Annotated in this window: 22 protein-coding genes; 13 read left to right on the top strand and 9 right to left on the bottom strand. The window is 62.9% G+C overall.

What is annotated here, in order from left to right:
* Positions 1–199: 199 nt before the first annotated feature.
* Entirely contained in the window at positions 200–1,633 is a 1,434-nt protein-coding gene (locus ACILSQ_RS29515) for a DUF1080 domain-containing protein (RefSeq protein WP_395747296.1), read from the bottom strand.
* 111 nt (positions 1,634–1,744) lie between these two features.
* On the opposite strand from ACILSQ_RS29515, the gene ACILSQ_RS29520 reads away from it, so the two are divergent.
* From ACILSQ_RS29520 to ACILSQ_RS29530, 3 genes are all read left to right on the top strand, one after another.
* Positions 1,745–2,671, top strand: a complete 927-nt coding sequence (locus tag ACILSQ_RS29520) for a TlpA family protein disulfide reductase (RefSeq protein ID WP_395747297.1) — start codon at positions 1,745–1,747, stop codon at positions 2,669–2,671.
* 181 nt (positions 2,672–2,852) lie between these two features.
* Positions 2,853–3,389: a sigma-70 family RNA polymerase sigma factor gene (locus ACILSQ_RS29525; RefSeq protein WP_395747298.1), complete on the top strand. Its 537-nt coding sequence runs from the start codon at positions 2,853–2,855 to the stop codon at positions 3,387–3,389.
* Positions 3,386–4,819, top strand: a complete 1,434-nt coding sequence (locus ACILSQ_RS29530; protein WP_395747299.1) for a DNRLRE domain-containing protein — start codon at positions 3,386–3,388, stop codon at positions 4,817–4,819. Before ACILSQ_RS29525 ends, ACILSQ_RS29530 begins: the two co-directional genes overlap by 4 nt.
* A gap of 68 nt (positions 4,820–4,887) precedes the next feature.
* On the opposite strand, the gene ACILSQ_RS29535 is transcribed toward ACILSQ_RS29530, so the two are convergent.
* The 3 genes from ACILSQ_RS29535 to ACILSQ_RS29545 form a co-directional block, all read right to left on the bottom strand.
* A complete protein-coding gene (locus tag ACILSQ_RS29535) occupies positions 4,888–6,141 on the bottom strand; it encodes an NAD(P)/FAD-dependent oxidoreductase (RefSeq protein ID WP_395747300.1) in 1,254 nt (417 codons plus the stop codon).
* Between the two features lie 94 nt (positions 6,142–6,235).
* Complete coding sequence (locus ACILSQ_RS29540) at positions 6,236–8,134, bottom strand: hypothetical protein (protein WP_395747301.1); 1,899 nt, start codon at positions 8,132–8,134, stop codon at positions 6,236–6,238.
* 219 nt (positions 8,135–8,353) lie between these two features.
* Positions 8,354–8,515, bottom strand: a complete 162-nt coding sequence (locus ACILSQ_RS29545) for a hypothetical protein (protein ID WP_395747302.1) — start codon at positions 8,513–8,515, stop codon at positions 8,354–8,356.
* A 347-nt stretch (positions 8,516–8,862) separates the two neighbouring features.
* On the opposite strand from ACILSQ_RS29545, the gene ACILSQ_RS29550 reads away from it, so the two are divergent.
* The 4 genes from ACILSQ_RS29550 (at position 8,863) to ACILSQ_RS29565 (ending at position 11,424) form a co-directional block, all read left to right on the top strand.
* Positions 8,863–9,501: a response regulator gene (locus tag ACILSQ_RS29550; protein ID WP_395747303.1), complete on the top strand. Its 639-nt coding sequence runs from the start codon at positions 8,863–8,865 to the stop codon at positions 9,499–9,501.
* Positions 9,502–9,582: 81 nt separating this feature from the next.
* Positions 9,583–9,795, top strand: a complete 213-nt coding sequence (locus ACILSQ_RS29555; RefSeq protein WP_395747304.1) for a hypothetical protein — start codon at positions 9,583–9,585, stop codon at positions 9,793–9,795.
* A 100-nt stretch (positions 9,796–9,895) separates the two neighbouring features.
* The gene (locus ACILSQ_RS29560) at positions 9,896–10,180 is read left to right on the top strand and encodes a hypothetical protein (RefSeq protein ID WP_395747305.1); all 285 of its coding nucleotides are present in this window, start codon (positions 9,896–9,898) and stop codon (positions 10,178–10,180) included.
* Between the two features lie 23 nt (positions 10,181–10,203).
* Entirely contained in the window at positions 10,204–11,424 is a 1,221-nt protein-coding gene (locus ACILSQ_RS29565; protein ID WP_395747306.1) for an endonuclease/exonuclease/phosphatase family protein, read from the top strand.
* Between the two features lie 11 nt (positions 11,425–11,435).
* On the opposite strand, the gene ACILSQ_RS29570 is transcribed toward ACILSQ_RS29565, so the two are convergent.
* From ACILSQ_RS29570 to ACILSQ_RS29580, 3 genes are all read right to left on the bottom strand, one after another.
* Positions 11,436–12,257: a class I SAM-dependent methyltransferase gene (locus tag ACILSQ_RS29570; protein ID WP_395747307.1), complete on the bottom strand. Its 822-nt coding sequence runs from the start codon at positions 12,255–12,257 to the stop codon at positions 11,436–11,438.
* Between the two features lie 7 nt (positions 12,258–12,264).
* Positions 12,265–13,500, bottom strand: coding sequence for a glycosyltransferase family 4 protein (locus ACILSQ_RS29575; RefSeq protein ID WP_395747308.1), 1,236 nt, complete (start codon positions 13,498–13,500; stop codon positions 12,265–12,267).
* Between the two features lie 118 nt (positions 13,501–13,618).
* The gene (locus ACILSQ_RS29580) at positions 13,619–14,776 is read right to left on the bottom strand and encodes a glycosyltransferase (RefSeq protein WP_395747309.1); all 1,158 of its coding nucleotides are present in this window, start codon (positions 14,774–14,776) and stop codon (positions 13,619–13,621) included.
* Positions 14,777–15,041: 265 nt separating this feature from the next.
* Between ACILSQ_RS29580 and ACILSQ_RS29585 the strand changes: the two genes are divergently transcribed.
* Together ACILSQ_RS29585 and ACILSQ_RS29590 are read left to right on the top strand one after the other, a co-directional pair.
* The gene (locus ACILSQ_RS29585; protein WP_395747310.1) at positions 15,042–16,097 is read left to right on the top strand and encodes a hypothetical protein; all 1,056 of its coding nucleotides are present in this window, start codon (positions 15,042–15,044) and stop codon (positions 16,095–16,097) included.
* 3 nt (positions 16,098–16,100) lie between these two features.
* Complete coding sequence (locus ACILSQ_RS29590; protein WP_395747311.1) at positions 16,101–17,270, top strand: glycosyltransferase; 1,170 nt, start codon at positions 16,101–16,103, stop codon at positions 17,268–17,270.
* Positions 17,271–17,283: 13 nt separating this feature from the next.
* Here ACILSQ_RS29590 and ACILSQ_RS29595 read toward each other — a convergent pair whose 3' ends face one another.
* Both ACILSQ_RS29595 and ACILSQ_RS29600 read right to left on the bottom strand, forming a co-directional pair.
* Entirely contained in the window at positions 17,284–18,744 is a 1,461-nt protein-coding gene (locus ACILSQ_RS29595) for an exopolysaccharide biosynthesis polyprenyl glycosylphosphotransferase (RefSeq protein ID WP_395747312.1), read from the bottom strand.
* A 6-nt stretch (positions 18,745–18,750) separates the two neighbouring features.
* Positions 18,751–19,971 carry a glycosyltransferase family 2 protein gene (locus ACILSQ_RS29600; protein ID WP_395747313.1) on the bottom strand — a complete coding sequence of 407 codons (1,221 nt, stop codon included), beginning with the start codon at positions 19,969–19,971 and terminating at the stop codon, positions 18,751–18,753.
* A 405-nt stretch (positions 19,972–20,376) separates the two neighbouring features.
* Between ACILSQ_RS29600 and ACILSQ_RS29605 the strand changes: the two genes are divergently transcribed.
* The 4 genes from ACILSQ_RS29605 to ACILSQ_RS29620 all read left to right on the top strand — a co-directional run bounded on the left by ACILSQ_RS29605 (position 20,377) and on the right by ACILSQ_RS29620 (position 24,262).
* Entirely contained in the window at positions 20,377–20,721 is a 345-nt protein-coding gene (locus tag ACILSQ_RS29605) for a PLD nuclease N-terminal domain-containing protein (protein WP_395747314.1), read from the top strand.
* Positions 20,722–20,725: 4 nt separating this feature from the next.
* The gene (locus ACILSQ_RS29610) at positions 20,726–22,453 is read left to right on the top strand and encodes a hypothetical protein (protein ID WP_395747315.1); all 1,728 of its coding nucleotides are present in this window, start codon (positions 20,726–20,728) and stop codon (positions 22,451–22,453) included.
* 61 nt (positions 22,454–22,514) lie between these two features.
* Complete coding sequence (locus tag ACILSQ_RS29615; protein ID WP_395747316.1) at positions 22,515–23,432, top strand: hypothetical protein; 918 nt, start codon at positions 22,515–22,517, stop codon at positions 23,430–23,432.
* 119 nt (positions 23,433–23,551) lie between these two features.
* On the top strand, positions 23,552–24,262 hold the full coding sequence (locus ACILSQ_RS29620; RefSeq protein WP_395747317.1) for a polysaccharide biosynthesis/export family protein: 711 nt from the start codon (positions 23,552–23,554) through the stop codon (positions 24,260–24,262).
* The last annotated feature ends 5 nt before the right edge of the window (positions 24,263–24,267 follow it).

The raw sequence follows: 24,267 nt of genomic DNA on the forward strand, positions 1-24,267 counted from the left end.
TTTGGCTGGCTGTCTCCCTACGGTCGGCTCCTTCGGACTCAGCCTCACGGCTGACGCCCTTGCCTTTCAGCTAGCACTTCCCCTTGCCGGGTGTGCGGCGGACTTGAACCGCCAAGTGAGTGCGCCCTGCCGGGCGCACGCAAAAAACCCGCCAGACCTCTCGGCCTGGCGGGTTCACAAATCACAAACGTTTCTCTCCTTACTTCGTCTTCACCTTGAAGCTGCGGAAGACCACGGGATCGCTGTGACCGGCGAAGCCGATGAAGCCCTTGGTGTGGTCCAGGCCCTTCGGCGGATGCGCGATCTGGCTGCGGTCGAGTTTGTCGATGTCCACATCCAGGATCTTCGTGCCGTTGAGGATGACTTTGATCTTCTGGCCATCGACCTGGATTTCCTGGAAGTTCCACTCACCCACGGGGCGGAGGTAGCCGTGCTTGGCGCCCACGCAGTGGTAGAGGGAGCCGTGGTACTGGTAGGGCTCCAGGCCTTTCTTGCCGGCGGCGGCCTGCTTGGCGTTGTAGCCGTCACTGTCGATGACCTGGAGTTCCAGACCGTCTGAGGCGGAGTGGCCGCCGAGGGGCGTGCGGAGGGCGATGCCGTTGTTGCCGGCGGGCGGGAGCTTGAACTCCACGCGGATGGTGCCGTTTTCAAATTCGTCCTTGATGAGGAGGTCGCCGCCCTTGCCGGGCTTGCAGGTGATGGCGCCGTCCACCACTTCGTAGCTGTCCACCGCGCCCTGCCAGTCGCTCAGGTCCTTGCCGTTGACGTATTCCTTGAAGCCATCGCTGCCGGCTTCCAGCTCTTTGTTGGCTTCTTCAGCGGGGATCTCGCGGATGTACACGTTCTTCCAGCGGATCTCGCTGCCGTGGGTCTGGAGCTGGATGGGGCCTTTGGCAAAGGCGGGGTCGGGGAACCAGCCATTCGGAGCCTTTTCAGCGGGCTTGTCCGCGGCCTTGGCGTCTTTCTTGCCATAGGCCAGGTAGCCGGCCTTGCGGTTGGCAAAGAAATTTTCCAGCACGGCGTTTTTCACCACGACTTCACCATTGAAGGTGACGGTGACGCGCTCTCCGATCATGCGGATGAGGAAGGTGTTCCACTGGCCAAAGGGCTTGTCCATGAGCTTGGTGGGGTACTTGCCCTCCTCGTTCTTGTTGTTCCAGAGGCCGCCGGAGCCCTTGTCCGCGCCGAGCTTGAACTTGGACTCCTCGGTATAGTCCCAGATCTGCACCTGCGGAATGCCACGCAGATAGATGCCGCTGTCTCCCAGCGGCAGCATCTTGTACTCCACCATCAGCTCAAAGTCGCCGTAGTCCTTGTCCGTGGTGAGGTAGAGGCCCTTGCCGTCATTGACGAGCTCGCCGTTTTCCACCTTCCAGTGGGCATTGACCTGGTCGCCCTTGTCATTGCCCTTCGCGTCCACCAGACCGCCGTCGATGGATTTCTTCTTGTAGGCGGCCTGCTCCTCCGGGGTCATTTTCCAGAGGTCGGTGGGATCCTGAGTGCCCCAGCCGTACCAGCCGGAAAGATCCTTGCCATTGAAGAGGGCGGTGAAGCCTTCAGGCGGGGTGTTGTCCGCGGCGCTGCAAAGGGAGGCCGCAGCGAGGATGAGTGTCAGGGTCAGAGTGTGTTTCATGGTAAAACGAGGCACAGGAGTCGCACCCCGCGGAAGCCATCTTTCATCCGGCGGAACGAAGGTCACTTTCCGCTCGACATTGGTCACAAAAATCGGGACGGTTCCGCCATCATGAAATCTGCCCTCTGTCTTTTGATTCTCTGCGCCTTCCAGCTCCCGCTGCATGCCCAGACCAGTCCCGCCCAGGAAGCTGCCGCCGGTGCGCAGGCGCTGGTGCAGCGCCTCTTCACGCAGGAAATGAGCGAGGAGGAGCTGCTGGCCCTCGGCAAAGAGGCCAACAAGGCCGGCGTGCCGCGCCAGCAGATCATCGAGGCCAAGCTCGTGTGGGGCCTGCGCCACCAGAACACCGCCTTTCTGTCCAAAATTCTCCCGGAGATCGAGATCATGGCCGGCAGCTTTGATTCCACCAATGCCGCGGTGCTGCAGAATGCGGACGCGGTGAAGTCATTCATCTCCTACATCAAGGCGGTGAAGGCCGGGGAGGCGAATGACAATGCCGGCTTCAAGCAGAACATCCTCGAGGCCATCTGGCTGAATCCGCAGCAGGCGCCGGTCTTCATGCAGGCCATCGAGAAATTCCGCCTGCAGGCCAAGATGGCCGAGATGGTGATCGACCTGAAAACTCCCCTGACCACCTCGATGGGCGAGGCCACCACGCTGAAGGATCAGCTCGGGGGCGGCAAGGCCCTGCTGCTGGACTTCTGGGCCTCGTGGTGCGGCCCCTGCATGAGCCTGATGCCCGCGCTGCAAAAGAAAGCCGCCGCCCTTTCGCCACACGGCATCGTGGTGGCGGCGATGAACAAAGACGATGAGAAGGCTGAAGAGACCGCCGAGCGCATCCGCCAGGAACTGAACGCCACCATGCCCTGGCTGGTGGAGCCCTCTGAGCGCCCCTACACCAACGCCCTCGAAGTGGCCTCCATTCCCCGCATGGTGCTGATCACCCCCGAGGGAAAAGTCCTCTTCAACGGCCACCCCGAAGACCCGGCCCTGTGGACCGCCCTCAAGAAGCTGGACCCCACCATCGAAGCGCCTTGAGGCCTGCTGCGCTGGTGCTTGCAGTCGTAGGCAATGGTTTGCGAGAGTTGAGGATCAGTGCACGGGCCTGTGATCACCTCCCGTGCGCAACCGTCTTTTCCGGTTCCACCGCAAACTCTCCCCAAAATTCTCTGTCCAAATCCCCGCCCCCGCGGCCTTAGGGTGCTGCTACCCGCCATCCATGTCCCCTCCCCCCGACCGCACCCAGGAATTTCTCGAGCTGCTCACGCGCCACGACCGCGCCCTGGGAGTGTATGTCTATAGCCTGGTGCCGGCCGCGCATGATGCGGATGACATCCTGCAGCAGACCAAGATGATCCTCTGGCGCTGTTTTGACCAGTTTGAGACCGGCACAAACTTCCTCGCCTGGGCGCGGAAGACGGCCTTTCACCAGGTGCTCACTCACCGTCGCCAGAAAAAGCGCGAGGCCACGCCGCTGAGCGATGAGGTGCTGGAACTGCTGCACGACGAGGTGTCCAGGCTGAGCGACGGCGGCGACCGCCGCAGAGACGCGCTGCGCGCCTGCGTGGCAAAGCTCCCCGCCGCACATCGCCAGCTCGTGACCCTGCGCTATTATGAGGACCTGGAGATCGATGGCGTGGCGGAGCGCATCCGCAGCACGGCGGGCGCGGTGTATCGCGCGCTCAGCCGCATTCGCATGAACCTCATGACCTGTGTGGAAAAAGAACTGCACCTGGAGGGCGGAGCCGAAGCATGAAACCTGCCGATCAATTTCGACTGCTGGAACTTTCCGAGCGCTATGCGGATGAAAAGCTGAGCGCGGAGGAGATGGCCGCGCTGGACGCTGAACTGCGCGCCAATGCGGAGGCGCGCACGTTTTTCGCGAAGGCGCTGCATCAGCGCGCAGAGCTGACTTTTGATGATTCCTGGCACACGCCGGCCGCAGCGGTGGCGCCGGCTGTGGCCAGGCCGGTGTGGTGGCGGCATGCGGTCACGGCAGCGGCGGCGGCGTGCCTGACGTTTGGTTTCATCTGGCTGCAGGGCAGGCGCGACGGCACCGTGGCGACGCTGGTGCGCGCGCAGCAGTGCCAGTGGGCCGGCAGCAGCCTGCCGACGGTGGAGGGCGCGCGCCTGAAACCGGGCACACTCGACTTGATGGAAGGCCTGGCTGTGCTGCGCTTTGACAGCGGCGCGGAGCTGGTGCTGGAAGCCCCCGCCACCGTAGACGTGCTGGACGGCATGAACTGCAAGCTGCGCCGCGGCACGCTGGTCGCCGAAGTCCCGCCGCAGGCGAAGGGCTTCAGCATCGACACCAAGGACGCGAAGGTCATTGACTGGGGCACGAAATTTGGCCTCAGCGCCGGCGAAGACGGCAAGTATCTCGTGCAGGTCATGGAGGGCCTCGTCGAGGTGGATGACAAGTCCGGCACGCCCAGCAAGAAGCTGGAAAAAGGCCAGCGCGTGGACCGCGGCTGGTCCCACAGCCAGATGCACCCCGCCAATGCCGATGGCGATGGCGACGATTCCGAACCCAGCCGCTGGCAGCCGGCGATCGTGATGGACGCGGGCGATGGCTGGCAGGCCGTCACCACCGCCTTTGGCCGTGGGAAGGACAGCTACATCCAGTCTTCTGAAAAAGCGGGGAAGGATTTCGGAACGCACCCTTTCTTCCGCGTGAAGCGCAGCATGGACAGCAAACCGGACCTCAACCGCAAGGGCTACATCGCGTTTGACCTGAGCAAGTTCGCCAGCCGGAAATTTGAAGACGCGGAGCTCGTGCTGACACTGGAGCCGAGCGAGCTCGGCTTTGCCAGCTTCGTCCCGGACAGCACCTTTGCTGTGTATGGCGTGACGGATGAAACAGAGGACCTGTGGGAGGAAGGCGGCCTGAGCTGGCAGCAGGCGCCCGCGCATGATCCCGCGCAGGCTGCGCGCTACCAGCCCCTCGCCAGCAAGGTGAAACTGCTGGGGAAGTTTGAGATCGCCCAGGGCATCAACCGCGGCACCCGGAAACTGCGCGGCCAGGCACTGACGGATTTCCTGAACTCGGACACCAATCAGATCGCCACGCTGATCATCTGCCGTGAGACCAGTGAAACTCAGGAAAGCGGCCTCGTGCACGCCTTTGCCACCAAAGAAAACGGCACACGCTCCGCCCCCATGCTGCGGGTGAAGCTGCACCCGTAGTGGCGAGCCTCCGGCTTGCACGCCGTCCCAACCTCACACCGCGCCATTGCTGCGTCACCGGGTGCCTCTCACCGAATTCGGATCGGCTTCGCCAGCGGGAAGCGTTTCTGAATCCACACCAGCGTAAAGAAGAGCCGCAGGCGCCACCACGTGCCGAAGGTCATCTCCGTGCGGCCTGCCAGTGCGCAGTTGATCGCGCAGACCATGCGGAACTTGTTGCTGGGCTGGAAGAAAAGCTGGGCGAAGTGCTTCGTGTAAAACTTCTCAATGAACTGCCAGAAGCGGCTCACATGCCGGCGCGTGGTCCACTCGTAGCGCTTCATGGCAAACGTCAGGGCCTTGCCCGCGACCAGCGCCTGGTGCACCACCTGCGCGCCACGCCGTCCGCTGGTCATCGCCAGCATCACACCGCTGGAGAAAATCGGGTCGATGAATCCCGAGGCGTCCCCCACGCGCACGAGCCGTTCAGACACCAGCTTGCGGTTCGTGTAGGAGAAATCGGTGAGCACATGCCCCTGCGTGATGACCTTGGCGTTGATCATGCGGTCATGCACCGCCTTCGCGCTGAGCACGGCGTCATCAAACACCTGCTGCGGCTCCTGCTTGAGGGCCTTGAAGTCCGCCTGGTCCAGCACCAGGCCCACGCTCGTCTTGTCATCCTCCAGCGGGATCATCCAGAACCACGAGTTCTCCCGGCGAATGATGAGGATGTCCCCCTTCTCCCCGCCCTCCGGCATCTGCACGCCGCTGTAGTGGCCGAAGATGGCGATCTTTTTATGCCCAGGGTAGTACTCCCGCAGATTCTCCCGGTTCGCGGTGAAATTGCCCAGGCCGCTCGCGTCCATCAGAAACGCCCCCTGCACCTCCTGCTCGCTGCCGTCCTTCGCGCGGAACTTCACCGTCACGCGGTCCTTTTCCACACGGTGCTCCGTCACGATGGCCTCCTCCCGCACCTCCGCGCCGAGCTCTTCCGCGTGCCGCAGCAGCAGATCATCAAACTTCGCCCGCTCCACCTGGATCGCCTCCGGAAACTCGGTGAACGAACCACGGGAAAAATTCAGCCGCGTATGGATCGAGCCATCCCCCATCCAAAACTGCGCGCCCCGCTTCATCATGAAGCCCGCCGCCTCGATCTTCGGCCACACCCCCAGCTCATCAAACACCGCTCGATTGTACGGCAGCAGCGATTCACCGATATGGAACCGCGGAAACTTCGCCTTCTCCAGCACCAGGACGGACCGCCCCGCCTGCCGCAAGGTCGTAGCCGCCGTGGAGCCCGCAGGCCCTCCGCCAATGATGATGACATCCCAGGTTTTGCTCATGCCCCAATGCATGCTAGCACCCGGGCCCACACGCAAGAAAAAGCTTGGAAACGGACCTCCTCCATTTCCATGATTCAGCGGCAGCCCGGACCGCTCACTCAGCCGCCTTTGCACGGGGGGTGCTCCGGCTGCGAAACATGCCCAGCGCCTCAAAGGGCACGGAGACCCCCTGCCGGATCACCACGCTGCTGAGCTCCACCGCATTGTGCAGGACGCTCTTGGCGGCGCCGATCACGCCCAGCGGCGCCACTTTGATGTGGTCAAACGGGCCCCGCACCTGCATTTCCAAAAACGCCACGCTAATGGGCGAGATGATCACCCCCACCACGCCGCGCACGTTGGCGCGGCCATGCCCCTCCACCGCCCGCTTGTTCAGGTCCACCTTGCCGCGGGCGGTGACCACGATGGACTGCCCGAGGACCTTCATCGGCTCCACCATGGCGACGCCTTGAGTCATGATGAACTTGGCGCGCACTTCACCCGTGTCATGCGGACGCTCGTGGTGGAGGATGTTGGGAAAGAGCTGATAGGCCTGGTCCAGCAGGGGCACATGCACCACCGGTGCATCGACGAGGTCCAGCGTGCCACTGCCGGTGGAAGTGGCCGGGTCATCGCCAATCACCCCCCGATACGTGAGCGTGAGCTGCGCGTTCTCCAGCTTGGCGCTGAGCTTCCCCACCCAGGGAATGAGGGTGTCCAGATGCAGAGCCTGCAGCGTGACATCGGCATCGCTGAGTTTTTTGCCATCGTAGCTGGCGGTGAGCGCGAAGCCGCCGCCCAGCATGTTTCCCTTCAACCCTTTGAGATGCCAGGACCGGTGATTGTAGGACACGCTGCCCTGCAGATGCTGAATCACCAGCGGATGCTCACGAACGGTGACGATGAGGGCGGCGGCGCTGCGGATCTGCATGGAGCCCAGCGTCCACTCCGGCGGCTGCGCCCCCTGATGGATGACGAAGTCCTCCGCCACGATGTCCGGAAAGGTGGTGACCTTGACGTCCTTCGGCAGTCCGGCCGCGAGCACCGGGATGTTCAGCGCGATTTCCAGCAGATTGGCGTCGCCGCTGAGGCGGGAGATCGTCAGCGTGTCGGTCTTGCCCACGCGCTGGCCTTTGAAGGTGTCCTTGCGGCCGGCGGTGTCGATGAGCGTGCCGGAAAGAAGCAGCGGCTGATCCGCCCAGCCGGCGAGGGAGGCCTCCACTGCGGCGCTGCCCTGCGCGAAGGCAATCTTGGACGAGAGCTTGAGGTCCGACTGGGAGATCTGCGCATCGACCTCCGCCTCCTTCATGGGCACGCCATGCAGCTCCAGCTTCGCGCCGCCGCCATGCAGCTTGGCAGTCCACTGCGTGGCGGCGGACCGCAGATCCACCGTGAAGCCGCCGGTGATGGCAAAGGTGCCGCCGCCGGGTTTGAAACTGAGCATGTCCAGCACGGAACGCACGGGCTTCAGGCTCAGTTTGAAGGCCTCCTCCTGATGAGGGGCCGCGGGCTTGGCGGTGGCGGTGATAATCTGGCCGGTCACGGCAAAGGAAACCGGCCCATGGACGGTGTCGAGCTGCGAAATCTCGATCTTGTCCTCATGCACGGAGAGGTCGGTGGTAAAATGCTCGAAGCTCACCGCCCCTTCCTGATCGTGAAGCGTGAGGGTGCCGTCCGTGATGTGCCACCGCGTGGCCGCGGAGCGTGTCTTCCAGATCTCCCGCCACAGGATGTCCACATGCAGGGCGCTGATCTCGATCAAAGGCGCATTGTCTGGCAGCGCCCGCAGCGCGGCGTTTTCCAGCGTGATCCCGCCCAGGAGAGACCATGACTCGCTGCTGCTGGTGAGGTCCAGCCCGCGCTCTTTCAAACGCTGGCGCAGGGTGGACTTGGCGGTGGCCACCAGCCAGTGATACCCCCCGAAGCCGAGCGCGACGAGCACTCCCAGCACAATGAGCGCCATGCGCAGCCTGTGGCGGTGCGGATGAACATGGGCGTGAATGGTCGGATGCATGGCGGGCTGCCTCTGAGGTGTTGCGGCCAGGACGAAGGGCGGAGGCCAAAGCCCGGACCAGCGTGTCTCTTCATTCCACATCGCCCTTGAACCCGCCTGCGGCCCTGTCATTTCACATCGTCCCCCGCTCCGATGTCACAGCATCAGGCAACCGCATGCCCCTCCCGGATCGAAGGATCTCCCACCCAGGAGTGGCGGCCTTCGACGGCACTTCACAACTCAGCCGTTCTGGGCGGATCCGGCAGGCACAGGCCGCCCGGTCCATTCCGCGCTGGTGAACTGGCCGCCTTGATGCGTGTTGAAGATCCCCGGCAGGCAGCCTGCGCGCACTGCCTCGTCTGTGGAGGCGACGCCAATGTGCACGACAAACGGCGCATGCATGGAGATGTCGTCAGGTCTTTAAACGTCGTTCCTGCTTCAACTTCAGACTAATAAACTCAATGGCAATGAAGAGACTGCAAAGGCTGACCATCAGCCGGCTGCGAGGAACAAAATTGGCGAGATTTACGCCATTTAAGGCCGAGCCAGATGCTTCCGAAGTGGCAGAGTGACGACGTCGCTTCAAGCGTCGTCATTCCTGTCTTATGCCTTGCACCTGTGACATCCAAAACGTGATCCGATTTTGGCGAAATCAACCCTGCCCAGCCTGTTCCCCCGCGCCATTTTCCACGATCTGACTCCTGCCCTTGCCGATGGCGAAGAAAGCATCTCAGAAACCTGCTAAAAAAGTGCTCATCGTTGAAGACCATCCTGTATTTCGTGAAGGGCTGGCCCTCCTCACGACCGGCATCCCCGGGCATGTCGTGTGCGGAGAGGCCGGCACTGCGAGGCATGCGTTTGACGCCATCTCAAAGCTCAATCCCGACCTCGTGCTCATGGACCTCAACCTGCCGGACAAAAACGGTCTGGAGCTCCTGCGGGACATTCGCTCCCTGCGGCCGGAGCTGCCAGTGCTCGTAATCTCAATGCACGAGGAGGAAATCTATGGCGAGCCTGTGCTCCGCGCTGGCGGCCGCGGCTACATCATGAAATATGAAGATACGGACAAGGTCAAAGACGCCATCACGAAGGTTTCAAACGGGCAGGTCTATGCCAGCGAGCGCATCGCAGCGAAGATCCTCGATGGTCTGACACGCCCGCGCTCCACGGCGGACAATACCGTCGCGGCGGGAAGGCTCACCACGCGGGAGCTGGAGATCCTCCGGCTCACCGGCCAGGGCAAGGACAGCAGGACCATCGCCGATGAGCTGCAGATCAGCCTCAAGACCGTGGACACGCATCGGTGGAATCTGAGGGAAAAGCTCGGCCTTAGCAACGGCACCGAGCTCATCCACTACGCTGTACGCTGGGTCAGAGATCAAATATGAACTCATGCGCTGGGAAACATCCCCCCCCTTCCGCCCGCTTCACCCACCCACTCAACCAACCAGCCAACCGCCCCGCCCCTTATGCAACACCACCGCCCCTCCCTCCTGCTGCCCGTCCTCCTGCTGACCGGCTGTTCCCTCTACCCGCTGGGCCATAGTAAAAACGGCGCCTATTTCGGCGGCCAGGGCACGGCGCTGGCGCCACGCACCTATGTGCCGGCCCAGCTCCAGCGCGAAGATCCGATTCTCTCCGTGAAATTCAAAGCCGCGAAACCCAGCCCCGTCTCTCCTTGAGGAATGGCTGCGCGTGCCTTTCTCCACGGCCTGGCCTCGGGGCTCATCGGTGCACTGAGACGCACAAGAAAACCCCATTCATCCCCCTCATTTCTTAACCATGTCACTCTCCCGCACACCCAGAGGTTTCACCATTTTGGAATCCCTCGTCATGCTGGGGCTGCTCACTGTTTTCAGCATCGCAGCCGTCGCCATTTTAAAAAAAGGCATCACCTCTTCAAAGGAGGCGCAGGATCCCGCATGGCTGGAGAAGGGAGGGGATGAGTCGATGGTGACCATCTCGCCACCAGGTCTCAAGGCGCCGGATCCGGCCTTGCCGCCAAAGTTCCCGGCAACGCGGGAAAAAGCAGGCGCGGAACTTTACAAAACGCAGCCGGACCGATGAGCCCGAGTGCGCCAGGAGCCAGCATGCAAAGCACCGCGGACGCGGAGTCACAAGGCACCAACCACGGGGCACACACGGAGCCAGACGGCGCCCATCCAGGCCTGCTGAGCCGCTGGATGATCAGGCTGGGAAAGGCGCTGATAGCAGCAGGAGAAAAGGGCGGCCTGGGCGCTCTTTTGTGGCGGTTCTTTCGGCGGCTCACCCTGGTGCTGTCCGTCATCTACATCTTGTTTATTTCGGCCTTGTGGGCTGGTACGGCCGGTGTCGGAGAGCGAAATATCACCACTGCTTTTCTGCTTTTCATTCCGCCGTCTGTCTGGTTCCTGCCATTGGTGGTGCTGCTGCCGCTTGCGCTCGTGTTTCACCGCGGGTGCTTCCTGGCGCAGGTTTTCGCAGGCCTGCTGCTGCTGTGGGGGTGGCTGGGATTCAACCTGGGCGGCGGCAGAGCCGGCGGCACTCCGCGTAGTGATGACGAGCTGACCCTCATGACCTACAACCGCGGCCAGCACATGAATCAAAGCCTGCAGCCTTTCAAGAATGCCACGCGGCCCGACCTGCTGCTGTTTCAGGATGCGTGGGACAGAGCCGCGGGCTTTCGGCAGGCCCCGGGCTATGCCGAGTTTGGCCATGCAGTGAGTGTTGGAGAGTTCACCCTGCTCAGCCGGTTTCCCATCATGGAAAATGCGCTGCTTCCCGCCTGGCCTTCTCCTCAGGACTGCCGCGCCGCGCGGTTTGTCATCGACTGGAAAGGGCAGCCGGTTTCCATCTACGCCGTGCATTTAATGACCCCGCGCGATGAACTGAATGCCAATATGCGCGGCGGCTTTTTGTGGGGTGTCTTAGGACTGCCGGGCACCCGCTGGGCGGAGAAGCGCCGCCAGCGCCAGGCCTTCTGGGACGGCCAGCTGAAGGATGCGGAGACCCTCTTGAAGGCGATGCGGGAAGATCCCCACCCCTGCATCGCCGCCGGAGATTTTAACTCGCCCAGCACCGGCTGCATCCACCGCCTCCTCTGCAGAGAAATGGGAGACGCCCATGCCGCGGCGGGAGAGGGGTGCGGCTTCACTTTTCCTGGTGTCACACGCAATCCCCTGAGCCTTTTCGGGCCCTGGCTGCGCATTGACTACGTGTTTTACGACCGCCACTGGCAGGCCGTGGCCTGTGAGACTGAGATCGAGCGCCCTTCACAGCACCGCGCCGTCACCGCCACCCTGCGCCGTGAGCCAGGGAGTGCGCGGCGTTAGAGCCATGTTCGTCACGCGCGCGCGGCCATCGTGACGGAGGAAAACCAGCGGCTGCTCACGCGCTGGCGTATCTTCGCGGGCAGCAGGCCCGCGGCAGTTTCAAAGAGGTCATTGACGGTGTTCCATGCGCGGCGGGTCAGCGGGTGTCCGAAGCGGTACGCGTATGCCGCGGAGAAGCCGTGGCGCCGAAGAATGGCGCGCATCTCCCGGAAGGTCCACTCCTGGAAATGAAAGCACACCAGCTCATGGCCGAAATGACGGGAGACATCATGCGGCCCCGAGTAGCGGTGCGGCGTGTCGAAGACATACACTCCGTCCGGCTTCAGCAGCCGCCGCGCCATGGCAAAGTGGGCGTCCACATCATCCGGGTGCAGATGCTCCAGAAACTGGTAGCTGAAAATCACATCCGCCGTGGCATCCGGCAGCGCCAGTTCATAGCCATCGTACACCATGAGCTCAAAGTTTTCCGGGACCGCGTCTCCCGCCGCGCGCTGGTCTGAGATGTCCACGCCGACGGCGCGCCGCACCTCCGCAGCCACGGTGGATGCCAGCCGGCAGTCTCCAGGGGCAAACTCCAGGAAAACGGTGTCCCTGTTGAGGAAAGGGCGCAGCAGGCGCAGCTGGCTTTCCACCTTCCGTCGGCTGGACTCCGGCGTGTCCCGGCGCGTCAGCCGGGGGTGGTCGGGCACGCGTGCAAAGAGTTCGGAGTAGAGCGTCTTAAAAAGCTGTGTGCGCTCTGTGCGTGTGGACTGGCGCATCTTCTGCGCCAGCTCCCTCTCCACCTCAAAGTGGTGGCGCAGTCGTTCAGGCGTGCGTGGAGTTTCGGTGGACATGATGGCGTCAGGAAGGCGGATGGTTCAGGGGGAGCGCGTGTGCGCAGAGTTCCATGAAGCGACGCGTGGCGGCGGCCCACGAGTGCCGGCTCTCCACCGCCCGGCGCGCGTGCGCGGCCAGCTTTTCCCGCAGCGCACTGTCCCGCGCCAGCGCCACCAGCGCCGCGGCAAATGCCTGCGGCTCATCCGCCAGCAGGATGTCCTCACCGTGGCTCACCTCCAGCCCCTCCGCGCCGATGGTGGTGGACACCACGGGAACTCCCATCGCCATGGCTTCATAAATCTTGATCCGGGTGCCGCCTCCTGCCACCAGCGGTATGGCGATGGCGTGGCAGCGGTGTACGCAGGGCTGCACATCCTCCACCGTCCCCGTCACTTCCACGCGGTCATCCGCGCAAGCCAGCTGGCGGATGCTGGCCGGCGGATTTCTCCCAATGATGAGAAAGCGGGCTTCCGGCAGCTCGGCGCGCACCCTGGGCAGGATCTCCCGCACGAAATACAGGCAGGCATCGATGTTAGGCATCCAGTCCATGGAGCCGAGAAACCCTGTCGTAAAAGGTGCATCGGGCCCGCCGGGCTTCGCGGCCTTGAAGGCGGAGACATCCACTCCCGTAGGCACGTGGCCAAGCACATTGGTGAGTCCGTAATCCTTCATCGCTATCTCGCTGTCCTCCGGAGACACCGTGATCACACCATCAAACTCCCGGCACAGCCTGGCCTCCCAGCGCTCCATGCGGCGGTGCTGCAGTTTGAAATACCATCTCTTCAGCAGCGAGCTCTGGCTGGCCGCCAGCCGCTGCCAGATCTGGGCTTCCATGTTGTGTTCAAAGAGCAGGCGCGGCGCGGAGAAGGACAGGCCCGAAAAATTCAGCGCGGGCGCCAGGAAATCGCAGATCACCAGGTCAAATGCGTCCGTGCGCGCCAGCTCCCGCAGTTTTTCGCGCAGCTGCGGCGCTTCGTATTTCTCCAGCGCGTAGGGCTTGGAGCTGCACAGCGTGCTCTTCATGAGCTGCCACCAGAACCGGACGGTATGCTTGGAAATGACGGAGGCGGTGACCCAGATCTTGGTTCTCGCATAGGCGTCCGCTTCTTCAGCGGGGTGCAGCGCGCAGCCTTCCGGCAGCAGCGCCAGGTAGGTCACCTCATGCTCGCGGCTCATCTCCGTCAGCATCGCGTGAGTCCGTCTTTTTCCTCCGGTGTCCAGAGGGAGCAGCGGACCTGTCTTGACCCATAAGATGCGCATGAAAGATAAATCCAGGAATGCGGAGAAGTGCCGCCGTTGGCATCCAAGGTTTGCGCTCTCTGCCGCATCGTCAAAGGCGATGACAGGGCGTAAATTGGCATCCATGCCGCTATTCTTTTCATGCAGCGGTTTGGGCCGGAGACTGTGGCGTTTTCCACAGGCTCAGCGGATGGCGCCGGCACCTCAAATACGCCCACAGGGCAGAGGCGCACGCCGCCTGCAGCAGCAGAAATCCGGACGGTATGGTGAGAAGCTTTGACCTGCAGCCCGGCAGCAGCGCGCCCAGCAGCGCCAGCGCGTAGCATAAAACCTGCGAGCCCAGCAGGAGGAGCACCAGCGGCGTCCACGGAGACAGCAGCGTGAGCACCAGCACCGCCACCAGGCACCACGGCACCAGGAGCCGCGCATACTTGTGGGAGATGAGCTGCCACCACAGCCGGTTGCGCCAGGGGAGCAGCCATTCAGGATGCGATTCCAGCATCTGGTAGTTGCCCACCAGCGTCCTCAGCTTGCGCGCCTTTTCTTTTGCAGGGTCCAGCATCTGCGGATCATACGCCACGGCGCGCGGACGATAAGCCACACGCCATCCCTGTACGGCCGCCTGCATGGGCATGATCACATCATCCAGAATCGTTCCCGGGGCCAGCGCGCGGCAGGCCTCCCTGCGCATGGCATAGATGGCGCCGGTGCAGCCAATGACGGAGTCAAACCGCGCCTCCCAGGTGCGCAGCCGGCGCTCCATGCGCCAGTAGAGGTCCAGGCCGCGCCCTCCGCCGCCCGCGGACTCGGCTATCTCCAGCAGGCCGCTCACCGCGCCCACCGCGGGGTCTTGAAACGCAGCCGCCAGCTCCTGCAGCGCCGAGAGTTCAAAGGTCTGCCGCAGGTCCGCAAAGACAAGGATGGGATGCCGCGCCGCCTGCACCCCCGCATTCAGCGCCGCCCATTTCCCACGCTTCATTTCTCCGTGGAGAATGCGCAGTCCCCTCACGTTGGATGCCGCCGCCCTGAGCGCCGTGTCATCATCGCAGCCGTCGCAGTAGAGCAGGATCTCCAGCTCACCGCTCCAGTGGCACGCGGCCAGATTTCGCAGCCGCTGCGCGATGAGCGCCGCGCCATTGTGCACACAAAGGATGATGCTGATGGCCGCTGGCATGGGCTGCGTGGCCTGCACTTCCACACGGCGTGGAAAGAAGCGCGCCAGCAGCCCCATCACCGCCATGTAGCCGGCCTGCACATAAACGATGAGCGCGATGAGAATGAAAAGAGTGAACACCATGTTCTGAAGCCTCATGAAACGCGGCGGCGCGGGCGCATCCAGGGATAAAGCAGCGCGGGCTCAATCCATGCACGAAGCCGCGCAAGATATGCCAGTTGACCGGGTGGCATTGGAAAGGTGAAACTGGCCTTGCCATGCCATTCCCATCCAGGAGACAAAGATCCGCCAAAACTCCTGGTCACACCGCGGCGCCAGGCTGCCTCACTTTTCCAAGGACATGCTGAAGGCACTTCACAGATGGCTGCTGCCTTGTCTGGCACATCAGATGACACGACCTTCATGCAGGATCACGGACGTCATGCTCGCGGTGTGCGATCATTTCGAGCCTTTTCATCACAGCGACAAAGACGGCGCCATGCGCCGCATGCAGCACTGGCATGAGCTGCTTCCCGAAATCGGCTCCAATGCTCCGGACCACGACGGCTGCAAACCACGGCACACATTCTTCTACCCCGTGGAGCAGTATGATGCGGACGTGCTGCAGTCCCTGGCGGATCTCTGCGTGAAGACGCGCAATGAGACGGAGGTTCACCTCCATCACCACCGGGACACCGCCGCCCACTTTCAGTCATCCTTGGAGCTGGGGAAAAAGAATCTGCGCGGCCATGGCCTGCTGGGCAGTGATCCACTCGGCCATCCCGTGTTCGGCTTCATCCATGGCAACTGGGCGCTGGATGATTCAGACCCCGCGGGTGAAGGCTGCGGGGTGCGCGGAGAACTGGCGCTGCTGAAGCAGGCCGGCTGCTACGCAGACATGACCATGCCCTCAGCTCCGCACCGCACGCAGGCGCCCATCGTCAATCGTCTCTACTACTCGCAAAGCACGCTCTCCGGCTGCTCCCACCACCGCGGCGCACGCGTGACCGCGGGTGCGCACACCACCGCGCCCCTGCGTGACAGCGCGGATCATCTTCTGCTCGTGCAGGGGCCGCTGCTGCTGGACTGGACCCGGCGAAAGTGGGGCCTGCTGCCGCGCATCGAAAACTCAGACCTCGGCCCTGCCAACCCGCCCGGCATCCGCCGCTTCAGGCAGTGGTGCCGTGCGCACATCAGCGTGGCTGGCGCGGCCCCGTGGTGCTTCATCAAACTCCACACACACGGCGCTCCGGAGGTAAACCACGCCTCCGTCATCGGCGCGGCACGCCAGCGCTTTCATCAGGAGCTCCGCGAGCTGGCGCGGCAGGAAGGCTTCCGCCTGCACTACGTCAGCGCGCGTGAACTGGTGAACATTCTGCATGCCGCCGAAGACGGGCGCCAGGGAGACGCCGGTGCGTGGCGTGACTACCTCTACACACCGCCGCCATGCCTGAAGGCCCTCTGATTCATGAACCTTCTTGTCATCACGAATCTCTTTCCGGATGAGAGCGAGCCCTGGCGCGGGCTGGACAATGCCACGCTGGTGCATGCGCTGCGGGAAAAGGAGCCCGCGCTGCAGGTGCGGGTGCTCGCGTTTCGCCCCTCGCTCCGCCACCTGGGCGGCACCGCCGCTCCTCTGCACGCGCGCGCTGAAGACGCCTGCCTGCATCCCTCGTTCTTCTGGACCTCCTACCTGCCAAAGCTCGGCGGCTGCAACCACTGGCTCTTCGCCCACGCGCTGGCCCGTGCGTGCAAAGACCTGCCTGCGGATTTCCACCCGCATGCCATTCTGGCGCCCTGGCTTTTTCCAGATGCCTGCGCCGCGGCCCTGCACGCGCTGAAATGGCGCATCCCCGTGGTGGCGGTGGCGCAGGGCTCAGACGTGCACCACTACCTGGCCTCAGGCTGCCGCCGCCGCGCCATCCGCGCCATGTCACGCCGCGTGCAGGCCATCGTCACGCGCAGCCAGGACCTGGCGCGAAGGCTGGTGGATAATGACATTGCAGCAGACAAGGTGCACACGATCTACAATGGCGTGGATGTCCGCACCTTCACGCCCGCACCTCGGGAGGAGGCGCGCCTTAAATTGAATCTGCATCTTCCACAGCAGGCGCGCCTGCTGCTCTTCGTGGGAAACTTCCTTCCCGTCAAAGGGCTCGATCTTTTGCTGCAGGCCTTCGCGCGCCTGCCATCCACGGCAGAGCGGCCGGTGCAACTCGCCTTGATCGGCAGCGGCCCGCTGGAGCCGGCGCTGCGCTCTCAGGCGCGGGAGCTGCAGGTGTACGAACGTGTCCTCTTCCCTGGGCGGCATGGCCCCGCGCAGATCGCCCTCTGGATGCAGGCGGCGGATGCCGTGTGCCTGACCAGCCACAATGAAGGCGTGCCCAATGTGGTGCTGGAGTCCCTCTCCTCCGGCCGTGCGCCGGTGTGCATGGATGTGGGCGGCATTGCGGAAGTGGTGAAGCCCGTGCTCGGCACGCGCTTTCTCGTTCCCTCCCGGGACGCCGCCCTCTACGCCGCCGCTCTGCAGGACGCGCTGGACCATCCCCCGGACGAAACGGCCCTGCACGACTACGCCCGCGCCTTCTCCTGGGAAAACTGCGCGGCAGATTATCTGCGGCTGCTGCGGCCGCACTGACCTCCGCATCTCCTCAAGCCCTGCGCGTCATCACGGGCATCAGCGGCGTCTGCTCCACAGCGGGGGCGGCTTTCATGGAGGGAGAGTAGCGCTGCACGCCGCCTTTGTGCTGCAGGCCGCCCACCAGCACCACGCGCACGGTGTCCAGCAGAATGAGCAGATCGAAAACCACGCCCGCGTGCTTCAGGTAGTACAAATCGTACTCCAGCTTGCACCTCGCGTCTTCCACCGATGACCCATACGGGTAGCACACCTGCGCCCACCCCGTGAGGCCCGGCTGAATCATGTGCCGCTCATTGTAGTAGGGCAGCGTCTTGGCCAGCTCCACCACAAATTCCGGGCGCTCCGGCCGCGGCCCCACAAACGACATCTCCCCTTTCAGCACATTGAGAAGCTGCGGGATTTCATCGATGCGGTAGCGCCGCAGAAACGCCCCGCCGGGAAACACCCGCGGATCCTTCGAGGAGGACGACCACACGGGCCCTTTCTTCTCAGCGTCCGTCCGCATGCTGCGCAGCTTCCAGATCTTGAACCGCTGCCCGAAACGCCCCACCCGCTCCTGCGTGAAGAACACCGGCCCCTCGGGAGAAAACACCCGCACGATGATCACCCCCATCAGGAAGAAGGGGGAGAGCAGGATCAGCAGCACCAGCGAGGTCACGATGTCAAACAGGCGCTTCAGCTTGCTGAAGTAGAGATGCTTCGAAGTCCCCTCCGAATACAGCAGCCACTGCAGGGACACCAGATGCAGCGGCACATAGTGCAGGTAAGTCTCGCACACGGAGATGAGGCTGCAGCAGGTGATCCCCAGATAGCGCAGCTGCCGCAGTTGCTGGCGGGCCTCCTGGTCCTGCATGCGGTCTTCTGAAAACACCACCCGGCTGATCTTGTGCCGGCTGATGATCTCCCGCACATGCTGGAGATCTCCCAGGCACTCCCCCCCACGCGCGCGCTTTTCATCCACGGCGATGCGGCCCACCGCCTGCACTCCCGCGGGGCTCATCTGCTTCATGCGCTCATACTCCGCCAGTTCGCTGTCAGACTCCGCCACAAAGGCGATCCTTTCAGGAGCCAGCCGCCGCTTGTGGTAGATCAGCCAGTGGTTCAGCACCAGCAGCGGAAAGGAAAACACACAGCCCAGCGCCATGTACCCGCGCCCGATCCGCTGCTCAAAACTCAGATACCCCAGCAGCGTGATCGCCACCAGGGAGAGCAGAAAGCCAAACAGGAGGGAGATGAAATGGATTCTGAAAGTGGAGCGCCGCGTGGACTCCACCGTGTACAGGCCCAGCACGTACATCACCGACACCAGCACCAGCGCGCCCAGCACCGTGGGCAGCAGAAAGTGCTCGATGTGCCAGAACTCCTTAAACCGCACGTAGTTCGCGCTCAGATACGCTCCCACGAAGAGCACGGCGTCACGCATGGCACGGTGCGCGATCTTCATCCAGTGGCTGTTTCCCGGGTGCTGCATGGTGGTCTAGCTCCCTTCCGCGGCCAGGTTAAAGTTCTCATGGATCTGCGCCGCCGCCACAGGCACAGACTCCGGGGTGGGTGCAGGTGCAGGTGCTGGTGCAGGGGCAGGCGCGGCCTTTTTCAAAATGTGCATGCCCAGCAGCCCCGTCGAAAAGGACGTGGCCACGCCCAGCAGATGCACAAACAGCAGCAGCTCGTGCGCCAGGTTCAAATTCCGAAACTTCGACGCCATCCACTGCCAGGAGATGTAGCCGCACATCAGCACCGCGCCCGCCAGCAGGGACAGCAGCGTGAAAAAGAGCACGCCCTCGTTCAGATGGATCAGCCTTTGCGTGATCTTCAGCGGGCGGTCAGGGCTCTGCAGATACAGATAGCAGCTAAAGAGATAAAATTGGGAGCCCAGGATCCCCGCCAGGAGAAACAGCGCCTGGCTGTGCAGATCAAAAACATGCAGCGTGCTCCACAGGCTCAGCGGGCCCGTCACATACGCCAGGATCTGCATCAGCGTGGCGGCCACGGCCACCACCAGGCCGCAGAGTTCAAACAGCCTCGGCTTTTCAGAGAAGATGAAGAGCAGGTGCCGCATGCCGTCCCGCCACGTGCGCAGGTGCGCCACGCGCCCCTCCGGCCCCTTGCGCAGGCCTGAGGGAATCTCCACCGCGCGCGCGTTTGACTTCAGCGCCTTGATGAGCAGCTCCGAGGCAAACTCCATGCCGTTGGAGCGGATCTGCCACGTGTTGAAGGCCGCCTTCCGCACGCAGCGGAAGCCGGAGTTGCAGTCGGAAAGCCGCCCGTGAAACAGACGGTTGATCAGCCACGTCAGCACCGGCGTGCCCAGCCAGCGGTGCAGAAACGGCATGGCCCCGGGCATGATGCGCCCGGTGAGGCGGGAGGCTATGGCCATGTCCGCATCCTCTCCGCAGGCCGCGGCATACAGGCGTGCGGAGTCGCCATACAGGTAGGTGTTGTCAGAGTCCGCAAACATCACGTACTCGCCCGCGCTCGCCTCGATGCCCGCGCGCAGCGCCGCGCCGTAGCCGCGCTCGCTCACCGGCACCACGCGGCAGCCTGTGTCGTGGGCTATCTCCCGGGACCGGTCCGTGCTGCCGTTGTCCGCCACCACGATTTCATAGGGCACGCCGCTGGGCGCCAGGCTCTCGTTCACCTGCCGGATGCAGGACTCCAGGGTGCACTCTTCATTCAGACAGGGAAAAACGAAGCTCAATGCCGGGGCGGAGCCGGTAACTTCTTCAGCTCTTTGATATGTTCCGAGTACAATCATGTTAGTGACGAACTAAATCACATGCCATGCCGAAGTAGTAAACTTTATATTTTATACTCCACCCCATTTCAATCGCCTCACCCAGACTATAACACGACCCTAAAAAAACGCGTTTCACCAGGAGAAACCCACCATTCATCATCCATTTGCTGAGATAAATCAGGTCAAATCTCATCCATTTACTGAGATACAAAGAGGGCATACACGCATTGAAACAAAACCCGATCTTTGGAGATATTCCGTCAGCCAGAAGGCCACACCTTCACTAACGCCAGTTAGGTTCATCCATCCCAATTTGTTACTAACCGTACCTTTTAGTTATATCTCAAACACATCCAAACAACCCGCATGCGTTACGCCCTGACCAAGTTCCTCACCTTTTCCCCCGAGAATGTCAGCGTGGAAATCTACTGGGCGCTGGGCTTTATCTACCTGGCCCTGGTGGTCACCACGCTTCTCAGTGTGTTCTCCCTGCGCTCCCGCCCCCTGTCCAAGGCGGCCTGGTGCATCATCATCCTCGCGCTGCCCGTGGCCGGCATGGCGCTGCACTGCCTGCGCTGCCTGCTCACGGCGGATTATCAGTTCCTGAAGCAGTACGGCCTGTGTTCGGCAAAGCCGCACTTCTCCACGGAAAACAAGAAGAAGAAGCCCCCGGCGGGAATGAAGCCGTCCGCCAAACCCACACTCATCTGACCTCATGCATCTCCGGAGACTCCGCACCTGCTTCACCGCCCTTCCAGCACTCCTCCTTGCACTGGCGGCCATGCCCGCTGCGGAGCCGCGGACGACTCCCGGGAAGACCGCCGCGGAGCCGGATCTCCCCCGCCCTATCGCCAGCGAGGCCGGCTACTTTCCCACCCTGAGCGAGAGCGCCCTCCTCCGCGGCCCCAGCAACTCCAGATCCCTCGGCGGAGCGCTCAACGAAGAGGAAGGCCCGGACCTCCGGAAACAAAACGCCACCGGGCTGTTTCCGTATGAGGACTCCAGCCCGAACTTCTACCAGCGCAATCAGAACTTCTTCAAGCCCCTGGACCACACCCTGGGCTGGGCCACGGCCAACAATGCCCTGACCTATGAGCTGGACTCCTTTGACAACACCTCATTCACTCTGGACGGCCGCCTCGGCTTTCTGACGCGCCAGTTCGCTCCGGAACTGGCCATGCTGAAGGCCGGCCCTTTGTACCTGGATGTGCTGTGGCTGGGCACGGGCGTCGTGTGGTCTGACTACAACGGGTCTCAGAACACCTTTGGCACCACCCGCAGCAACCGCGGAGACGGCACCATCGCCTACATCGACGCCGGCGTGCGCGGCCTGCTGCGGCTCACGGACACCATCTACTTCAGTGTGGTGGGAAACATCATGTATCTGCCCATGCAGAACAAGCTTGCCCTCCGCTTTGGCAACGGCAACACCGCGGGCCTTTTGACCCGCCTGAACTACAGCGAGACCTTCGGCGCTTGGGATCTGCTCATCTACGATGAGTTTCAGGCCCGCCCGGGGCTGAACTACTACGGCCAGCTCAGCAGCAGCGGCATCGACCGCGCGGGGCGCTACTCCTTCGGCTTTCAGTCTCAGGGCAGCTCCAATCAGTTTTACAACGAGAACTACGTCATCTTCTACAACAAGCTGGCCCTCACCGCCACCCGCCTCGTGTTTGACAACCAGTGGCGCTTTGGCTTCGGCATCGACCACACGGACTTCTGGCGCACCTTCTCCTTCAGCAACCACACCAAGCGCGAGCACATCGGTTTCTGGCTGGGCTATGAGGGCTCCGTCATCCCCTTCGCCCCGCGGCTGACCTACGACATCCTCTCCTACGACTCCTACCGCACTTTGTGGCACCGTGCCTTTCTGGACTTCACCGGGCGCCTCACCGAAAACATCAACTGGGGCGGCCGCCTGGGCACGGCCCTCTCCTCCGGCGGAGGGGCGCGGCAGAACAATCCCTTCCTCTGGCAGATCGACCTGGACCACACCATCACGCGCAACACGCGGCACTGGATCCGCTTTGGTGAAAACATCTTTGACAATCCGCTGACCAATGAGTCCCTGCTCTCGCGCTTTGTGGGCTGGGGCATTGACCAGCGGCTGGACCGCCGCCTCCACGCCACCGCCTTCCTGCAGTATGCGGACTCTGAGGTGGCGCTGCCCAGCATGCAGCGGCGCAGGCGCTCCAGCGCCGGGTTCACGCTGCGCTACCACCCGCTGGACTTCACGCAGATCATCGGCACCACGATGTATGAGCGCATCACCCAGGCCGGGCCCGGCGGGGATGTGGACCGCTGGCTCTACCGGCTGGAGGTCACGCAGCAGCTCGGCCTGCGCCTCACCGGAAACCTGTTTTACCAGTATGAGGACCGCTCCGCCGCCCAGAACGGCTTCAGCGAGCACGTCATCGGCATCTCCCTGCGCCGCTATTTCTGATCTCCTGCCCCCGGTTTTTATTCCTTTGAAGTTAGAAGTCCACCCTCCACCCCACGCACCCATGAAAGCTCATCGTCATGCCGCCACCTCCCTGCCCAGCCTCCGCACGGCCTCCGTGCTGGCACTCCTAGGCCTGTGCGCCACGCTTTCCGGCATCGCCGGGGATCCCAATCCCAACCCCGCACCGCCCGCCACCATGCAGACCAACAAGGACGTGCCAGCGGACTTTCACAAATACTTCGGCCAGCGCATCAACTCCTGGCGGGACCGCGAGCGCCAGATCGCCAAGCTGGACATGGACGCCGACATGAATCAGGACGGCATGATTCAAAACATCGATCCCGCGGACAGCGGTGCCTTTGAGGCCACGCCGCCAGGCCTCATCCTCGGCGTCGGGGAGCTCTCGCGCTTCATCATCCGCCTGCTGCCCTACCGCGTGGACTTTGACGGGGAGGTCGTCGTCACGCTGGAAGTGGAGGGCATCAACCGCGGCGTGAAGAGCGGCGAATACGGCAGCCTCAGCGAGGAACTGGCCTCCATGGGCCACATCCGCGTCTGGCGTGACAAGGATAAAAAAGTGCTGCTGCTGGACTCCCGGGATCCGGCGAAGCGCAGCGTGGAGTTCACCACACAGTACAAGACCTATCCCTACAACCTGCCGCTCACCGTCCCGCGCTATGTCTTTGTGGAAGGCGTCACGCCCTCCCGCCACTTCACCGGGGACATCCGCCTGCTGTGCACGGTGTCCCACCGCGGCACCAAGACCATGTCGCGCCAGGCGGCGGCGGCACAGGCGCCCGTAACCTCCGGCAAGACGCCCGTGCCCGTGGAGGAAGAGGGAAAAACCGTGAACATCAAGAGCTTCCGCACCAGCTTTGACCACATCCTCATCACCGTGCAGGACAAGCCCCGGCACAAGGAATTCATCAATAACAACAATGAAGGCGTATGGGTGCCGCCGCCGGGCACAAGTTACTAACTTGGATAAGTGGTGAAGCCCCCGCTTATTTGCACTGAACTATTCCGATTTTGTGAATCATAACCACGCCCCCCACATGATCTTGCATCTTTACTTTTCGTGCGGAGGTTCACTGGCAAATGCACCGTTCTCAAAAATCCTCCTTCCTCCTTTTTGTGACCTCCAGCCTTCTTCTGGCCTGCTGCTGCTCCGGGTGCAGGAACACCGGCTCTCTCATCTCGGGTGATCTACCCCCCATCATCCACCGCCCGGACGCCGCGGCCGCCGCACCCGCTGCGGAGGTGTTTGCCGTCGGGGATAACCTGGAGCTTTTCGTCAAAGAAGACGCCACTTTAAACAACACCTACCCGGTGAGAGAAGGCGGCTACATCGTCATCCCGCGCGCGGGCCGCATCCCCGTCGCAGGACTCTCGCGTGCGCGGGCGGAGAGCCAGGTGAAGGAGGCGCTGCAGCGCACGCAGCTCACGGAGGCCACCGTCCTGGTGGAGCGCACCAGCAAGAAGGCGCTGCTTTCAGCCGCACCCGGAGCCTCCACCGCCGTGCCCAAGATCATGGTTTACATCACCGGTGCGGTGCCGCGCGCGGGCACGCATTTCATTCCGCTCTCAGAGAGCGGCCGCCCGCTGGGCGTGTACGAGGCCCTGCTGATCACCGGCGGCCTGAACCGCCTCGCGCAGGATCAGCGCGTGGAGATCATGCGCGCGGACTCCTCCGGCCGCAGGCACCGCGCCGTCATCAATCTCAAGCAGGTGCGGGACGGCACTGCGGATGATCCTCCCGTGGGGGATGGAGACATCATCCACGTCCCGGAAAAAGTGTTCGGCTTCTGAAGCCC

It is taken from the genome of Prosthecobacter sp., assembly GCF_044227185.1.
Classification (GTDB): Bacteria; Verrucomicrobiota; Verrucomicrobiia; order Verrucomicrobiales; family Verrucomicrobiaceae; genus Prosthecobacter.

Excerpts from the sequence above, each read along its gene's own strand:
- ACILSQ_RS29595 (WP_395747312.1), bottom strand. The coding sequence starts at position 18,744 with ATGCAGCACCCGGGAAACAGCCACTGGATGAAGATCGCGCACCGTGCC.
- ACILSQ_RS29560 (WP_395747305.1), top strand. The coding sequence starts at position 9,896 with ATGTCACTCTCCCGCACACCCAGAGGTTTCACCATTTTGGAATCCCTC.
- ACILSQ_RS29590 (WP_395747311.1), top strand. The coding sequence starts at position 16,101 with ATGAACCTTCTTGTCATCACGAATCTCTTTCCGGATGAGAGCGAGCCC.
- ACILSQ_RS29515 (WP_395747296.1), bottom strand. The coding sequence starts at position 1,633 with ATGAAACACACTCTGACCCTGACACTCATCCTCGCTGCGGCCTCCCTT.
- ACILSQ_RS29525 (WP_395747298.1), top strand. The coding sequence starts at position 2,853 with ATGTCCCCTCCCCCCGACCGCACCCAGGAATTTCTCGAGCTGCTCACG.
- ACILSQ_RS29555 (WP_395747304.1), top strand. The coding sequence starts at position 9,583 with ATGCAACACCACCGCCCCTCCCTCCTGCTGCCCGTCCTCCTGCTGACC.
- ACILSQ_RS29610 (WP_395747315.1), top strand. The coding sequence starts at position 20,726 with ATGCATCTCCGGAGACTCCGCACCTGCTTCACCGCCCTTCCAGCACTC.
- ACILSQ_RS29585 (WP_395747310.1), top strand. The coding sequence starts at position 15,042 with ATGACACGACCTTCATGCAGGATCACGGACGTCATGCTCGCGGTGTGC.
- ACILSQ_RS29570 (WP_395747307.1), bottom strand. The coding sequence starts at position 12,257 with ATGTCCACCGAAACTCCACGCACGCCTGAACGACTGCGCCACCACTTT.
- ACILSQ_RS29530 (WP_395747299.1), top strand. The coding sequence starts at position 3,386 with ATGAAACCTGCCGATCAATTTCGACTGCTGGAACTTTCCGAGCGCTAT.
- ACILSQ_RS29605 (WP_395747314.1), top strand. The coding sequence starts at position 20,377 with ATGCGTTACGCCCTGACCAAGTTCCTCACCTTTTCCCCCGAGAATGTC.
- ACILSQ_RS29620 (WP_395747317.1), top strand. The coding sequence starts at position 23,552 with ATGCACCGTTCTCAAAAATCCTCCTTCCTCCTTTTTGTGACCTCCAGC.
- ACILSQ_RS29575 (WP_395747308.1), bottom strand. The coding sequence starts at position 13,500 with ATGCGCATCTTATGGGTCAAGACAGGTCCGCTGCTCCCTCTGGACACC.
- ACILSQ_RS29545 (WP_395747302.1), bottom strand. The coding sequence starts at position 8,515 with ATGCATGCGCCGTTTGTCGTGCACATTGGCGTCGCCTCCACAGACGAG.
- ACILSQ_RS29615 (WP_395747316.1), top strand. The coding sequence starts at position 22,515 with ATGAAAGCTCATCGTCATGCCGCCACCTCCCTGCCCAGCCTCCGCACG.
- ACILSQ_RS29520 (WP_395747297.1), top strand. The coding sequence starts at position 1,745 with ATGAAATCTGCCCTCTGTCTTTTGATTCTCTGCGCCTTCCAGCTCCCG.
- ACILSQ_RS29540 (WP_395747301.1), bottom strand. The coding sequence starts at position 8,134 with ATGCATCCGACCATTCACGCCCATGTTCATCCGCACCGCCACAGGCTG.
- ACILSQ_RS29535 (WP_395747300.1), bottom strand. The coding sequence starts at position 6,141 with ATGAGCAAAACCTGGGATGTCATCATCATTGGCGGAGGGCCTGCGGGC.
- ACILSQ_RS29565 (WP_395747306.1), top strand. The coding sequence starts at position 10,204 with ATGCAAAGCACCGCGGACGCGGAGTCACAAGGCACCAACCACGGGGCA.
- ACILSQ_RS29580 (WP_395747309.1), bottom strand. The coding sequence starts at position 14,776 with ATGGTGTTCACTCTTTTCATTCTCATCGCGCTCATCGTTTATGTGCAG.